The organism is Jeotgalibacillus sp. S-D1, from assembly GCF_004358665.1.
In the GTDB taxonomy this organism is placed as follows: Bacteria; Bacillota; Bacilli; order Bacillales; family Jeotgalibacillaceae; genus Jeotgalibacillus.
The window spans coordinates 434919-449662 of record NZ_SMZR01000001.1 but is presented as its reverse complement, the minus strand read 5'-3'; the positions used below and the strand labels follow the sequence as shown (position 1 = coordinate 449662).

Here is a 14744-nt window from a genome sequence, read left to right as displayed (position 1 = left end):
ATAATAGAATTTAATAAATTGGTCGATTAAATGCAACTTTTAATAATACGTCAATACTTTGCGGAGTAAAATAAAAACTTTTATTCAAACTATAAATGCGAACTTTTGCGTACTCATTACCGTCCGTTCTAATTTCAGCTACTTCTCTTTTATCTCCAGTATTTTCTTTAACACTTACAAAAATGTGAGTATTTTCAACTACATCTAAGTACATTACATTCTTGTGAATACGAAAAACAATACTATTACCTTCTTTTTCTTCTCCATAAAAAGAAGTATCGTTAACATTAAAATCCGCTACTAATTTTTGATACTCTCTCCGGATAGCTATTACCATTCTTTCTGTAGTGTTGTTTCTTTGAGAGAATATCATATTATTAATATCTTGCTTCATATCCTGTCTCCATTCCAAATAAATGACCTCCTTTTTATTTTCTCAGAATTATATTCGACATTAATAAAAAAATCCCTGCATAAAAAGGGTATTTATAGATGTAATAGTTATTACTCCCAGATATATTTTTTTCTTTAATTAATTAGCTCTATTTAATTGAGCCAATTTCCCTTTAGTTTTGTTGTGCTGGACCTTACGAATATCTTCAATAATCTGCTTATTGATGTCTGCAATTACACTCACAAACGCAAAGTTAAGAGCCCTTTTGTACTCCAGTTCTCTTTCAATAAGAACTGTTTGAACCTTCTTAAGCATCTTGATTTTACTTTCAGCAACTGTAAACTTTTTATCTGACCGTCTACCTTTAGCACTCCGAGAATAATCAAGGCGAATCTTATTCGAAGCATAATAAACTTTGCAGTCCTCATACATTTGAGCAACTTTCTCTATGCTGGTATTTGCAAATGTTTCATCAAGCAAATTAAAATTATATAGTTTCTGATCCTGAGTGGCATCTTTGTCTATATACATGCCATGAATGCGAATTGATGGAAGAACTTCGCCAGTCACCCATTTTCTAAATTGTTTTGCAATTGGTTTCCTTGAATCCATTACCACATCATAAAGGCCATCTTCATTAATAATCGTTACTTCCTTCTTCCGGTTAAGAGTATCTAACATACCCTCATTTCTAATGACCCCATCTTCTAGTCTACTTTTAACTTGGGATGGATTACCGAGCTCAAGTACACCACATACATCAGCCAAAACAAACCACGGCTCCCCTTCCTTAGTAACCACGCGTACACTGCCAAACACTTCATTTTCAAACGTTTTAATCATTTTAAAACCACCTTTTCTTTTTTGTTTAGAGTTTACGAATATAAACTCTGTTCATTTTTTCACTTCCGACTATTCAGAGATGAAAAAAGAGCTACTTAATTTCTAAGTAGCTCTGAACTCTAAACAATCGAGGAGGTGAAACCCCGAACACAATTTATATTAATTCTCAAGGTGGAAAACCCACCTATCTCACAGCAGGATTTTCGGCCCTCAACTTTTACCCACTTGATGAGCAACCTTTCGTCTCAGACGGCGAAATAAAATTTTTATATAACACTTGCACTTTTTCTATTTTTCCTGTAAATTAAAAATCACGGAAACGTTCGTTTATTTTAATAAAAAATAATATAAGAAATGGGTGATTACATTAACGTAATCACCCATTTCTTTCTACAGAGAGTCACCTACTTAGCTTCTTTTAGCATTCAGTGCTGCGACATTTGCCGACTTCACATTCCCCTCCATATACACTAAGGTTTTTTATGCTTAGATACCCCAGTGTTTTACTACGCTATCATAAGATTTTTTTCAGACGATGGTTCCTTTTTCTCTTTAAAAACCGACAGAAAAATTTCTGTATGAGACTTATAAAGCACTTTTAGCAGTTCTAATGCTATGCTCTCATAATCTTTTTCAGTTTTAATAATCAAGTCATACATTGTTTCTGGCTTGATCTTCATCCTTTTAACTTTACTCACTGCCTCTTTAATTGCATCAGCAATGATATTTGATTGCTCTTTGTCATCTTTTTTTAGGTTAGCTTTCATCACTGCCTGTAACTCTCTAGCAATAGCTACAACTTTAGCTCTTTGTTTTTTATTCGCTGTAGATTTTAAATCTATCAGCAATGATTCAAGATCAATTTTACCTTCTTCTTTTTTATTGGGTAATTCTATGCTTTGAAGTAAATCCATCGGACAGTAATATTTGATTTTTTCTCCCGTAGACGCCTGACATACCTTACCCCAAAATAAAGGAAGTCGATCTTCTTTTAGGTTGATGGAGTTTAGTATATTTCTAACTTCTACATCAGGATTAATATCATACAATTTTTTAGCTAAATCAATGGTAATTCCAGACAGGACATTCACTACATCTATTTTCCGCATGACTTTTTCAGCTTGATCCTTTTGTTCTCTATTTAATAAATCCCAATAGAGGCTCATGCATTTTTGCCCAGTATTCACTACAGAGCCTATGTTAGCTTTTGCTAACTCCAGATCAATCTCGTACATACCTTCTTTTGTAGGCTTATATAATTTCGGTTTAGACTTGACCTGATTTATTGCGACTAAGTATTTTTCACACTTTTTCGCTGCGTTGACTACAATCTCTTCATTGGTCAGAAGTACTGAATCACTATCATAATCGCATCCAGACAATATATCTTGGAGTGGGTGATCGATAGCATTCACGCATACAATATTTTTACTCAAATTGAAGTAGACCTTAATGTTAGGATCAATTTTATTTTTGGTATGTAATACGTTAGAAGGTGATGAATGTGGGTTACGAAACCCAGCAAGCTCCTCACCATCCTCAAAAAGCAAACTGTGAACTTCTTTATCTTTTAGGCTCATTGAGCCTGATCCTATATCAAACTTTCCGATTGAGTGATAAAGCATTTCTAGCCCATTGCCCAACATTACTGCATAATCACCATTTATTCTAACTTTACCGGACTTAATATAATTACTATAATTTTTTGTCGCCTGGTATTGATATGACTTAAAGCGAGTCGTTTTATAAACCTTTGAGTTTCGCTCATATAAATCAATGAACATTTGATTAGCATTTTGTTCATTAGCAGTTTCTTTTAGGTGTTCAATAAACTTGTCTGAATCATTTTTTAGACCATCAATATATTCCTTCTCATTCTCAACAAGCTTATTGATATCCATTCTATTCAAAGGAAGAGTGTTTAACATTTGATAGCTCATCTGATTCAATACACCTTTATTATTTGATCCTCTTTTACTTTCTTTTTCAGATTTACATACCCCAAATACTCCACCTTCATCAGCCACAAGCGATTTCCAATATAACCACATGTCATTTTCACTGCCTACAACGGAACTAAACTTTAGGGATTTCACCGAACTCGGTGTCGTAATCATATGAACGTCTTTAGCTTTCATTTTATTAATGCCGAACATATCTTCAATTTCCCACTCGTCATATTCAACATCTATAGGGCAATGTTTCTTTAAAAATGATTGAATATTTGTGCTGAATGCTGCAGATTTAAAAAAATGATTACGCAAAAGTTTCATCGACTTTCCATCTTTAAAATACTCCGCTTCCACCAATGATTGTCCATCAAACAGGCTATTACTTATTTCAACCGAATCATCGGTAAAACTTTCAAGATATCCAGTATCCTCATCTTTCTTAATAACATTAGCAGTCCTGATAAATTTAGACTCGAGATCACTAACAAGCAAGATATTTTCAGGGTTGATGTGTATTGTATCTTCAATGGATGACCCCACGAGTGACTCATATGCGAGTAGAGAAGCTAAGTCAGTCTCTTTATCCACTGGAAACGTCAAATTCATTCTTGACCAACTGATCATAGTTTCATATAGACTCTCTTTGATAAACAAACATTTACCTGTTCTTGATTTTGCAGAGCTTCTTTTATATACAACGTACTTCTCTTTATGTTCGTTATTATCTTTATCCGTATATGTAAGTGTGAAGCCCTCTGTATAAAGCTTATATCTCAATTCTTTAGTGGTTAAGCTGCTATGATAAGGTGAATCTTCATCTAAGTTTTCGAGTTTACTAATCGAATCTTTGATAGTCTTTATCTTTTCTGGATCATCTATCTTCTTCAAGAGTTTCTTTTTATTTTGAATGATCTTATTCGCTGAAAATAGTCCAGTCGTAAAACTAACATTAATGATATCCTTAGTAACAGTTTTCTCTTTGTTCCTTGAGTACGGATATGTATTCAAACCCTCTTCTTGAAGCTTAATCAACTCTAAGCTAAAAGGAAACATCCCTTTATATTTAGATTTAATGTAAGTTCCTCTGTCCATATGCGATACTATGTCACAAGCCTCCAGGCTGTTTATATAAACGTTCTTATTTTTCAAATACTTCATCTCCTTCGAATATAATTTGATTAAAATGGTATTTCATCTAATTTTGCTTCAACTTTTGTATGTATTACAGGTAGTTCTTCTATGACATTCTTTTGCTTTAACGGCTCTTTATAATTTTCGTCAATTTCCTGGATGTCGTATAAGTTATATTCTTGGGTGCTATCTTCTTTACGAACTCCAGAACGTTTAAATATAATTTGCCTCTCAACACACGAATCAATCATTTTCTGAACATAGGATGCGTTTGTCGTACTTTTTCCAAGCACCTTTGCCCAGTATGTACCTGACATTCTTTTTGGAGGAAACTTCCCATTGTCTACTTTACTCCTAACTACGTAGCATATATAAAGGTCAGATGATGACTTTATTTTTTCGTGGAATACTATGAACAATGGAAACTCTAAGTACCTTTGACTAATTTTCTTATCATTTTCCTTTAGATCACTAAGTATCAGATCATTAATTGAAAACTGCATTAACTCATTAATCCCCGATTTACTTGGTCTTACTAAATGAGAAGTGAGAACGTCTTTATTAATCAAACCTTCAAGTGTTTCAGTTATCCTCTTCCTGTTGTCTGCTTTTTTTGTCAGTAAGGGAAAAGGCATTACCTGTTCTAACATACTTCTTGTTATAGTGATTGATCTGTCCATACATATGTAACGATTTAATAGTGAGTATATGTAAAATTCATCAGGCGTTAAATGGTGTTTACTAGAGGGATTAATAAAAACCCTATATGCTTTGAAAAACATTACTTGTTCATTTGCAGCTTTAAGACTGTTTTCGTTTAGTGTTTTGATTAACAATTGATTATTCCTTTCTCAAGTTAATCTACCTCACCTGCGAGCGCCCCACGCGAGAAGGTAGTCTCTGTTTAAAGTTTCTTTCTCTTTAGAATAACTATGTCTTTATTTCTTTCTTGGTGATTTTCGGTACATTTCATACCCTAAATTAATATTAATTTTCGGTATGTTTTGTACCCTTTTTTAATGTAGTACATTAATTTCAGGTATGTTTTGTACCGTTTTGTAATGACTTATATCCCTTAATTTTCATCTGTAGCTCATCATTAATTTCAAATAAGCTAAAGACTTTCTTTGTGATAGGGTCTTGAGCGACAGTTATATGCTGCATTCCCGAATTACGCAAGAAATTAGCTAAAGTACCGTTATAACAAAAGAAAAAATCCTTTTTCATGCTGTCCACCTCCTTTCTGTAATTTTTTGCCTTCTATATAATTATAGCACCAGAATCAAATTCTCGGGACATCATTTAAAAAAAGTGTTGATTTTTTTAAGAAAATATGATTTATAATATGGTTATAATTCATATAATCGTTTTGTTATATTTTAACCCTCTATATATTTATCTGCAGTCTCTAATAAACATCTCTAGCCTGTACGCTTCGCTGTTACCTCTTTGGCCAGTATAGAGACTAAGAGCCTTCTATCACTATAAAACAGCGTGAGTGCATCTATTTAATAGTAAACATACAAAGAGTACATCAAGGCTTGTCCCGATGTACTCTTTTAGGAGGATATAAGAAGTTAAATTGTTTCATGGAGTTTATTCTTCATCGGCATCTGATACGCTTGTGATGCTTATTTTAATGTCATGTGCGTATAATTCAGTTTCGTTGTCTGGGTTTCTGATTGTTACACAATCTCCCATTAGTGCGAGCAACTCAAGCATTTTTGCCTCAAGATTTTCTTGGATAGTGAAAGTTGAAAAGTCGATTGTAATTGTACCCATGATTTCCTTTTGCACGTTTTCTGGTGTAGTTAGGTTAGATGAAGTTGTCATTTATATTAGCCCCTTTAGTCGATGGGCAACTTGACACTTAATTCCATTTGAATAGTTAAAATGTCATGTTGCTTATGAATACAATTATATGCTGAAACGCCTGGCATCCCTTTGCATTAATTGAACTGCTCTGTGAAGAAATGTTAGGTAAACTAACGACTAATAACACAGATATCACTAATAAAACGATAATCATCTCAATTAATGTAAACGCTCGGTTATTTTTAAGATATTTGACGATTATTTTTTTCATCTAATCTCCTCCTACATTGTTTTCATGATCTGAAAAATTGGCAGCAATATGATGAGATAGGCACTGATAATTGCGATGCCGAGCAACAAAAATAAACATGGCTGTATATAAGCGAACAGTTTTTCCGTCCTGGACTCTAACGAAGTTAAACAGTACTGGCTGTAAAACCGCCACTCTGCCTCCAATTCGCCATTGTCTTCACCGTGCTGGGTAATTCTCTTTAATTCATCTGTAATATAAGGCAGCTGAAGCAGTGTCTGATGCATTGATTGGCCACGATTGAGTTCATCAGAAATAAATTTCCCCATGTCATGGTAAATTCCCCGGTAGGGCTGGGCAATAAAAGTTTCCAGCATTGACTGTATAGACATCCCCCCCTTCATTAAGTAGGAGGCTTCCCTTGAAAATACGTAGCTATGATAATGCTGTACATAATAACCTAGAATCGGGATGGACGACAAAAATGACCATTTATCATGCGGCTCCATACCACGCAGGTAAAAAAAGAAAACAAGAAGCAAAAAGGTGAGAATGCAGGCAAGGAATAAAAAAAGAAATGGCAATTGTTTAAATAGAGTTGAGAGGATGGAAACCAGTCCATCAGAGGATTGTCCCAAGGATGAGTATAACGCAGTAAATCGAGGCAAAAGATATAAATTCAACACAATTAATATCCCAACAAACAGCAGGATTAAAAACATTGGGTAATGAAGCAGTTTTATTAAATTTTTAATTTCTCTTTGACGATGATCAATTAGAACGGATGTATCAAGCAATGTTTTCTCAACATCCCCATACCTTTCTGCAAAATAAAGATGGAGGCAGACAAAGGAAGGAAATCCTAATTTTTTTAGAGTATCGCTGAGAGTGTGACCATTTAAAAAATCTTTTAATACTTCATGATGCAATGAGGAAAGATTTTCTTGATGCAGCAGCAGAAATTCCATCGCGCGATCAAGAGGATACCCTTGAGATTTAAGTTCGCCAAGCCTTCTAAGAAACGCTCCCTGTTCGCTTGGAAGTATGGTCTTTTTCGTGCGCCATCCACCGCTCATATTCCTTTTCGGAAACATACCCAAGAGCAACCCCTTTCCGCATTAAATTGTTAAGGGTAACCCTTTCAGTCCCTAAGGGGGACTTGCTGAGGATATTTTGCAGTTCTCTCCCAGTTATTAATTCAAAAACAGAAGCCCTTCTTTCTGGTTTATGTGAGGAAACATGATTAATCTTTACTAAGCGCTGCCCCGTAACCCCTATTAACGTCTGGTTCAGTTCTTCCAAAGATACACCCAAGTCCATCATTCGGTACAGAGCACCTTCTGCATTTCTTGCATGAAGAGTTGACAGAACCAAATGACCGCTCAGTGCGGCTCTTGTGGCAATTTGTGCTGTTTCAGCATCCCGTATTTCCCCTACAATAATAATATCCGGGTCATGCCTCAGCACAGCGCGCAGACCGGAGGCGTACGTTATGCCTGCCCTTTCGTTTATCTGGACTTGGAGCACATATTCCTGCAACTTTTCGATTGGGTCTTCAAGAGTAATAATATTTCGATTAAGATGAGTTGCACAGTAGTGAATAAGCGAATAGAGAGTAGTGGTTTTACCGCTGCCAGTCGGCCCTGTAAACAGGATCATACCGTGGGAATACTGGACAAGTGATAAAAGTTTTTTTGCGGATTGGGAAAACAGGGATAATCGTTCGATGGGGATGGAAAATGATTGAGGCAGCAGACGAAGAACTAAACTTTCTTTAAATGAAGAGGCAGGGAGTGTGGAAATTCGGAGAGACATCGTTTCTTCATTGACAATGGCATTAAATGAACCGCTTTGAGGCCTTCGTTTATCTCCAATATCTAATGATGCCTTAAACTTATAATGGGAAATAAGTCTTTCTCCTGTTGAAGCAGAGAGCGTCCGGTAATGGACTAAATCACCTTGAATACGAAATTGGATATGCATTTCTTCTCCGCGGGGAATGAGGTGAATATCCGATCCGCCTTTCCTGTGAGCCTCTGCCAATAAATGACTGGCAAATTTTTCAGCTCCAAAAGACATGGGTTTTTCACATCCTTTCATTTGGTTCTCTACACTATACACTATATGCAGACAAATTTCTTCATTATTTGAAATATTTAATCAAATTAAATTTTTGATCATTAAAAAAGAAAGGCTCTCAGCCTTCCTTTATCAGCTCGTAAGCTTTAGTACATTTTTTTTATTAGACAAACATCTAAAACCTTCTGGGTTGTAGCCAACTATAAGCTTGCTGCCGTCTGTCAAAATCGGTCTTTTAAGTAGTTTTGGATCCTCTATAATTAATTTAACTACTTCTGATAAAGGAAGATCTTCGACATTATGTGTTAAATTTTTAAAAGATTGGCTTCTGGTCGCTAATAGTTCATCAAGACCATCCGTTGTCATTGATAATAATTTCAAAAGCTCCGCGTACGTAGGGGTTTCCCTGAAAATATGTCTTTCTGAAAAATTTACGTCGTTTTCTTTAAGCCATTTTTTTGTTTTACGGCATGAGGTGCAGCTTGGATAAGTAAAAAATGTAATTGGTTTCAATGTTTTCCCTCCTTTTTAAATACCGTGACCATTTGAGTTGTATAACTAATGTTTAACTTTTGTATCATAGTTGTATATTTGTTATATAGTATTGTATACCACTTGTACAATGGTTGTACACCTATTTTCGAAATTCTTTTAAATTAATTTATATTTATGTAGCAATCGGGATATTCTAACATCGAAAACATTAAATTTGTCAGTAAAAATCACTTAATCGTCACATTCCAAAAAGATGAGTTATTTACATTTCAATATGATATCCTATATAATAGGTTCGATGGATTGTTCGTATAAAGGAGGGATTTGGATGGATAAGATGTATCGTGTTATGGGCTTCTGGACTGGTATTTTTTCTGTATTATTTTATGTTGGACATATGCCTAAAACATCATTGCTTTTCCTTGCCCAGACAGGGTTTTTCATCCTATTAGGGTATTTGAAATTATCTGAACGCATGTATGTTTATGTTTTCTTTGTATACTTAACGCTTTTCTTTGCTGGATTTACTTACTGGACCACTTTTATGATGCCATTAAACGGCCCTCTATAAAAGTGAGTTTAAAACCCCCTGCACTCTATTGATGCAGGGGGTTTTAACTTTATCGTTACAACTGTTATGGACAATACGGGAATTCACCTCTAACTGAATCCATTTAGGAAAGGGTTGGCATTCATCTCATGTTCTATGGTTGTTACAGGGCCGTGTCCAGGCAGTACATAGGTCTCCTCTGGAAGGGAAAGCAGCTTTTGATGTATGCTTTTCAGCAATAAATCATGGTCCCCTCCTCTTAAATCAGTTCTGCCTATGCTCCCTTGAAATAGCGCATCTCCTGAAATAACAATTTCTGCATCTTTAAAATAAAGACTTACACTTCCAGGGGAGTGACCAGGTGTTTCAAACAATTCAAACGTCCAGCTGCCTATCGATTTTATCCCTTCTGAAGAAAATAAGTAATCAGGCTCTCTTGCTTCAATCGGCAAAATCCCCTGAAAAACTGAAGAGCCATTTTTAGCTGGGTCAGACAGCCACTTTTTTTCAGCTTGATGAAGATAAACTGGTATTTGATAAAAATCTCTTAAATCATCTACAGCCCCAATATGATCAAAATGGGCATGGGTTAAAATAATTGCATTTGGATTTAAGTTTTTCCTGCTAACGAACTGTCGAACTTTGTTCGCTTCTTCACCGGGATCAATAATCAAGCAATTTAAATTCGAATCATATAAAAGATAAGCATTTGTTTGCAGCGGACCTAACGGCATTTGATACCATTCCATTTCATCACCTCTCCGCTAGTTTAGCACGATAACATGACATGTTGTTCTTAAAATAACCGATCATCACGAAAGTGTCACGATTAGTTCTCGACAACGATCTTAAAAAAATATAAAATAAAGAAAGAGTACGTATATAATAAGCACTAATCTCGATCATACTTACTGAGAACGAATGTAATGAAAGGGGTGCATAGAAATGAACGGTTTAACAATTATTTTAGCAATAGTCACTATATTAGCTGTTATTGGTACGCTTTCATCGTTTAAAGGCAAAAACATTATGGGTATCTTGTTTAGTCTTGCAACACTTGGCGTATTTGGATGGTTTACCATTATGACTATTGTCTATGATGGCTATCCGCACTAATTGATTAATAAGTCAATTAAGATAGCGGACGCACAGTTCATATCTCACTTGTAAGCTTTTTGATCCCTTGGTGGATTCCAGCAGGAATTGCCAGGGGATTTTTATATTACAGATACTATCTTTTATCGTTGCTTTGTTCATTTACTTTCCAGCCAGAGGCAAATAAAAAAAGAGCTGACGAAATCGTCAGTTCTTTTTTTATTGCTCCAGCAGGTGGTGCTGTACAGAGGCGAGCTTATTTTGCATTGAGTGATCATTACGGTCTCTGCGATCATCTATCCTAATGTTCGTTGCGACACGCTCAATGCCCTTTATAAATGGAGACTCATGCATTTCCTTTACTACCTCAAAAAGAGTTGATAATTCCCCCTCTATCAGCGTGCTCATCGGTGTTAGTTCATATGTGATTTTGCCTTCTTCAGACCATTTAATCAGTATACGCTGAATATCTGCTACAAACTTACTGACACTTGGTGTATCTGTACCAATTGGTATAATGGTTACGTCAACAATAGCCATGTATTAACCATCCTCCTTGAACATAATCGATTGCTGTAAAAAATCTACTGTATTTGTAAGCTGACGAGCTCATCATTCATATTCCTGCAAATCAAATATAACTCAGAAAAAAACTGGTTTTCTTCTGAGTTATATGCCCTCTTTAATTATAATTTAAACCTTCTTCCAACAGCTTCTTAATAAATTATTAAAATGTATGTATTTTTACAAATGAAAAGTTAATTCCTAAAAACAGCGTAATTTGATTTTACAGTTCACTTCCTCCTTCCGCATTCGAATAAACCACAATGGTTTTACTCAAAGAATTATGTCCAAAGAGACGAATGCGAAAGATGAAAGTTTTAAACTTATCAGCCGAATTTAACTCATTCACTTACAGGAAACAAGCTTGCTATGAATACAGGTTTCATTGCACGATAAATTTCAGGAAATTGACTTAAAGGTAATGGGTTCACTCCTCTACCTAATTCAAATGTGAAGCCCGGCTTTCTAAATTCTGAAATAAACCAGTCTTTATAACCTGCATGACTATTCACGTACCTTACTGCACGATATCCGCTTAATTCACTGAATAATTCCGCATACTTTTCGGAAATCGGCGGCTCAAGACCTTCATATCCCCAATAAATCTCTGCACCCTGCGTGTGAAGAGCAATCATGATGTCGAACGGAATTTGCTGAACAACTTCTGCCATTGCGATTGATTCCGGCTGATCCAAAGGTGCGTTGCCTGGAAAATCTCTTGGTGCAGGTGCTGTTACCTGAGTTCTTTCCTTTTCGAGCTCCCATCCTGCAGGAAATTGATCATTTAAATCAATCCCTGCAATATTGGCTTTCCAATCTTTAAAATCAGTTGAACCATTATTTATGGCAACCACCGACTCTTTATTTTCAGCAGATGGCCCGTTTACCACCAGCTCTACTCCGTCCGGATTCACCATCGGAATAATGTACAATGACGTCTCATTATAGGATCTAAGCCTTTCTCTATGCTCAGGAGAGTTACTATTCGTAAGATGCCATAAATGCTCCTCAAGTAAGGATAACAGAATACCGCTAGTAATCCATTCATTGGCATGAAAGGATGCATTCCATTGAACTCTTCTTGAACCTTTACCTACTTTAACCATGTTCATGACTCTTCCTTCAATGCTTTTCCCTACTTCTGTAATCGTTAAAAAAGGATAAAGTTTCTTTAGCCTGATAATATCATTTTCAGTATCACTGTAGGAGAATTCAATTGCTCTGGAGTTAGGCGTGTTTTCAGCCCTGCTTGGTATACGTATAAGCATTCCCACTGTCAGTCTGGAAGGGTCCACTAATGGATTAACAAATAAAAGAGTCTGCAGGGGTATAGTGAAGCGCTGGTGCAATGTCCATAATGTATCACCTGGTTGAACGGTGTACTGCCAGGCGGTGTAGCCAGGAATTACAATAACCTGACCAATCCTTAACGCATTGGGATCCATATTCGGATTTGAATCAACAATTAATTCCAAAGGTATAGAAAAAACGCGTGAATAGAGTATAAACGTATCATTTTGACGTACAATTATTTCCATGTTCTCCCCCCTCTTAAAACATTATTCATATACATCTTAGAACATGTGCAATTCCGGAGGGACTTTTACTTATAGCTTATAAAAAAAAGCGGGTGCCCTTGGGAGGCACCCGCTCTGCAACATTATTCTTTTACGTTCTTGTCTAAAAGGCGTCCATTTTCTGCATCATAGAAACGCAGCAGATCCCCGTAGATAATTTCATCATTGTAAGCCAGTTCTTCGTTTGCACGTTCGATATATGGCTTACATGTTTCAAGGTCTGTTTGTTCGCCAGTTTCTTTGTCCCAACATGATTCTCCTGCATATACAAGGTCTTCAGTAATAAAGCGTCCATCACGAAGGATAACAAAGTTGTCATTCTCTTCAGAGAAAATATCTTGTCCGAACTGGATGGATTTATCTGACTTAATGCCTAAAAGGTTTTGAATGGTTGGCTTTAAGTCAATTTGACCGGTTAATTTATGGTTAACCTCGCCCACACCCGTTCCAGGAACGTGAATGAACAATGGAACACGCTGAAGCTGCGCTGATTCAAATGGTGTAATTTCCTTATCTAAATACTGGCTCATAGCTGCATTATGATTTTCAGAAATACCATAATGGTCACCATACATAACAATAATTGAATCCTCATACAGTCCTGATTCTTTTAGTGAAGTAAAAAATTCTTTGATTGCTTCATCTGTATAACGAACAGTTTGGAAATAACGGTTCAGTGTTCCAGAATTGGAATCATACTCATCAATAAACTTATCTTCCTCATCCAAATAGAATGGATGATGATTTGTTAAAGTAAGCATCTTCGAGAAGAAAGGCTGATCCATTTCCTTCATATGTTCAACCGACTGCTGGAAGAATGGAATATCTTTCATTCCCCAGTTTACTGACTGGCCTTCCCCTACAGTGTAGTCAGGAAGTGAATAGTAGCGATCATAACCAAAATTTTCATACATGATATCGCGGTTCCAGAAGCTTTTGTTATTCGCGTGCATAGCAGATGTAAAATATCCTTCATCATTTAAGCTGTCCGTAAGGGTTTGGTACTCATTGCCGCTGTGGGTGAAGAATACGGCTCCGCGTCCCAACGGGTATAATGAGTTATCCAGCAGAAACTCTGAATCTGATGTTTTACCCTGTTCAGTCTGGTGGTAAAAGTTATCCATATAAATGGTATCTTCATCTTTCGTTAATTCATTCAGGAAAGGTGTAATAACTTCGCCGTTCATTTCATTGTTGATAACAAAATTCTGTGTAGATTCAAGCTTTACCACAATCAAGTTGCGGTCCTTGGCAATACCAGTCATTTCGTTATCAGAATCAACCTTTTTAGTTTGCACATAGTTATTGACATCGACTAATTCGCTGCTGTCTGCCATCGCCCGCTGAGCAGATTGCTTTGATTGCAGATAAACGTCATAAATATGGTAGTTATATGTCCCAATATTTTTAACAAGCATTTCACGATCGAAAGTTCGTGTCAGCAGCTGCGGGCGTTCTGTTTCTGCCAGCCCTAGGTTAAAGAAGAACGTAGCAATGGCTACTAAAAAGTAAGCTCTTCTGTTGATTTTTGTCGTTTCTCTGAAAACGATAAAGGCTGGCTTCGCTTTAGCAAGAACGATCAACAGGATAATATCTAAAAAGTATAGGGCATCTGACCAATAAATATTTTCCATTGCACTGCCGCCAAGGTCCCCAAAGTTATTCGTCTGGAATAAAACCGGCAGGGTAATAAAATCATTGAAAAATCGATAGAATACCATATTTGCGAATAAAATAAGGGTTAATACTGTGCTTGTAATAATCACATATAGGTTTCTTGTTTTCTCTTTTTTAATGAATAGTGCCACTCCAAAAATCAGGAGCAAAAAGCTTAACGGGTTAATAAATAAAATAATCGCCTGCATCATATTGTCAATACTAATACTAAAACTTGCGTAATAAGACACGTATGTCTTAATCCATAAGAACGCAATGGCTAGAATGACAAGCGAAACCTTTGGCATCATCCATTTTTTGTTCACGGTGTTTCCTCCTCTAA

At 36.1% G+C, this 14744-nt stretch carries 15 protein-coding genes and 1 pseudogene; 2 read left to right on the top strand and 14 right to left on the bottom strand.

The features are described 5' to 3' along the window. Positions 1–10: 10 nt before the first annotated feature. The 10 genes and pseudogenes from E2R51_RS02265 to E2R51_RS02220 all read right to left on the bottom strand — a co-directional run bounded on the left by E2R51_RS02265 (position 11) and on the right by E2R51_RS02220 (position 8977). Complete coding sequence (locus tag E2R51_RS02265; RefSeq protein WP_133375401.1) at positions 11–412, bottom strand: hypothetical protein; 402 nt, start codon at positions 410–412, stop codon at positions 11–13. A gap of 120 nt (positions 413–532) precedes the next feature. After that, entirely contained in the window at positions 533–1237 is a 705-nt protein-coding gene (locus E2R51_RS02260) for a BRO-N domain-containing protein (protein WP_133375400.1), read from the bottom strand. Positions 1238–1743: 506 nt separating this feature from the next. Next, entirely contained in the window at positions 1744–4338 is a 2595-nt protein-coding gene (locus E2R51_RS02255; RefSeq protein WP_133375399.1) for a hypothetical protein, read from the bottom strand. Positions 4339–4367: 29 nt separating this feature from the next. Further along, on the bottom strand, positions 4368–5156 hold the full coding sequence (locus E2R51_RS02250) for a hypothetical protein (protein WP_133375398.1): 789 nt from the start codon (positions 5154–5156) through the stop codon (positions 4368–4370). Positions 5157–5355: 199 nt separating this feature from the next. Then, a complete protein-coding gene (locus E2R51_RS02245; protein ID WP_133375397.1) occupies positions 5356–5547 on the bottom strand; it encodes a hypothetical protein in 192 nt (63 codons plus the stop codon). 369 nt (positions 5548–5916) lie between these two features. Further along, the gene (locus tag E2R51_RS02240; protein WP_133375396.1) at positions 5917–6153 is read right to left on the bottom strand and encodes a hypothetical protein; all 237 of its coding nucleotides are present in this window, start codon (positions 6151–6153) and stop codon (positions 5917–5919) included. Positions 6154–6247: 94 nt separating this feature from the next. Further along, positions 6248–6406: pseudogene (locus tag E2R51_RS02235) on the bottom strand (prepilin-type N-terminal cleavage/methylation domain-containing protein); the annotation flags it as partial. An 11-nt stretch (positions 6407–6417) separates the two neighbouring features. Then, positions 6418–7479, bottom strand: coding sequence for a competence type IV pilus assembly protein ComGB (gene comGB / locus E2R51_RS02230; protein ID WP_240732979.1), 1062 nt, complete (start codon positions 7477–7479; stop codon positions 6418–6420). After that, positions 7400–8464, bottom strand: coding sequence for a competence type IV pilus ATPase ComGA (gene comGA / locus E2R51_RS02225; protein ID WP_133375393.1), 1065 nt, complete (start codon positions 8462–8464; stop codon positions 7400–7402). The genes comGB and comGA overlap by 80 nt, the downstream gene beginning before the upstream one ends. A 132-nt stretch (positions 8465–8596) precedes the next feature. After that, on the bottom strand, positions 8597–8977 hold the full coding sequence (locus tag E2R51_RS02220; RefSeq protein ID WP_133375392.1) for a Spx/MgsR family RNA polymerase-binding regulatory protein: 381 nt from the start codon (positions 8975–8977) through the stop codon (positions 8597–8599). Between the two features lie 310 nt (positions 8978–9287). Between E2R51_RS02220 and E2R51_RS02215 the strand changes: the two genes are divergently transcribed. After that, on the top strand, positions 9288–9530 hold the full coding sequence (locus E2R51_RS02215) for a DUF2626 domain-containing protein (protein ID WP_133375391.1): 243 nt from the start codon (positions 9288–9290) through the stop codon (positions 9528–9530). A gap of 89 nt (positions 9531–9619) precedes the next feature. Here E2R51_RS02215 and E2R51_RS02210 read toward each other — a convergent pair whose 3' ends face one another. Then, entirely contained in the window at positions 9620–10258 is a 639-nt protein-coding gene (locus E2R51_RS02210; RefSeq protein ID WP_133375390.1) for an MBL fold metallo-hydrolase, read from the bottom strand. Positions 10259–10454: 196 nt separating this feature from the next. Between E2R51_RS02210 and E2R51_RS02205 the strand changes: the two genes are divergently transcribed. Next, on the top strand, positions 10455–10625 hold the full coding sequence (locus E2R51_RS02205; RefSeq protein WP_133375389.1) for a DUF2759 domain-containing protein: 171 nt from the start codon (positions 10455–10457) through the stop codon (positions 10623–10625). 198 nt (positions 10626–10823) lie between these two features. On the opposite strand, the gene E2R51_RS02200 is transcribed toward E2R51_RS02205, so the two are convergent. The 3 genes from E2R51_RS02200 to E2R51_RS02190 all read right to left on the bottom strand — a co-directional run bounded on the left by E2R51_RS02200 (position 10824) and on the right by E2R51_RS02190 (position 14712). Next, positions 10824–11144 (bottom strand): MTH1187 family thiamine-binding protein, encoded by a 321-nt coding sequence (locus E2R51_RS02200; protein ID WP_133375388.1) that lies wholly within the window; start codon positions 11142–11144, stop codon positions 10824–10826. Between the two features lie 365 nt (positions 11145–11509). Further along, positions 11510–12706 carry a M14 family metallopeptidase gene (locus tag E2R51_RS02195; RefSeq protein ID WP_133375387.1) on the bottom strand — a complete coding sequence of 399 codons (1197 nt, stop codon included), beginning with the start codon at positions 12704–12706 and terminating at the stop codon, positions 11510–11512. 122 nt (positions 12707–12828) lie between these two features. Further along, positions 12829–14712: an LTA synthase family protein gene (locus E2R51_RS02190; protein WP_133376306.1), complete on the bottom strand. Its 1884-nt coding sequence runs from the start codon at positions 14710–14712 to the stop codon at positions 12829–12831. Positions 14713–14744: the final 32 nt, after the last annotated feature.

Coding starts and splice junctions, on each gene's coding strand:
- comGB (WP_240732979.1), bottom strand. CDS start 7,479: ATGTTTCCGAAAAGGAATATGAGCGGTGGATGGCGCACGAAAAAGACC.
- E2R51_RS02205 (WP_133375389.1), top strand. CDS start 10,455: ATGAACGGTTTAACAATTATTTTAGCAATAGTCACTATATTAGCTGTT.
- E2R51_RS02245 (WP_133375397.1), bottom strand. CDS start 5,547: ATGAAAAAGGATTTTTTCTTTTGTTATAACGGTACTTTAGCTAATTTC.
- E2R51_RS02190 (WP_133376306.1), bottom strand. CDS start 14,712: ATGATGCCAAAGGTTTCGCTTGTCATTCTAGCCATTGCGTTCTTATGG.
- E2R51_RS02200 (WP_133375388.1), bottom strand. CDS start 11,144: ATGGCTATTGTTGACGTAACCATTATACCAATTGGTACAGATACACCA.
- E2R51_RS02240 (WP_133375396.1), bottom strand. CDS start 6,153: ATGACAACTTCATCTAACCTAACTACACCAGAAAACGTGCAAAAGGAA.
- E2R51_RS02195 (WP_133375387.1), bottom strand. CDS start 12,706: ATGGAAATAATTGTACGTCAAAATGATACGTTTATACTCTATTCACGC.
- E2R51_RS02210 (WP_133375390.1), bottom strand. CDS start 10,258: ATGGAATGGTATCAAATGCCGTTAGGTCCGCTGCAAACAAATGCTTAT.
- comGA (WP_133375393.1), bottom strand. CDS start 8,464: ATGTCTTTTGGAGCTGAAAAATTTGCCAGTCATTTATTGGCAGAGGCT.
- E2R51_RS02215 (WP_133375391.1), top strand. CDS start 9,288: ATGGATAAGATGTATCGTGTTATGGGCTTCTGGACTGGTATTTTTTCT.
- E2R51_RS02260 (WP_133375400.1), bottom strand. CDS start 1,237: ATGATTAAAACGTTTGAAAATGAAGTGTTTGGCAGTGTACGCGTGGTT.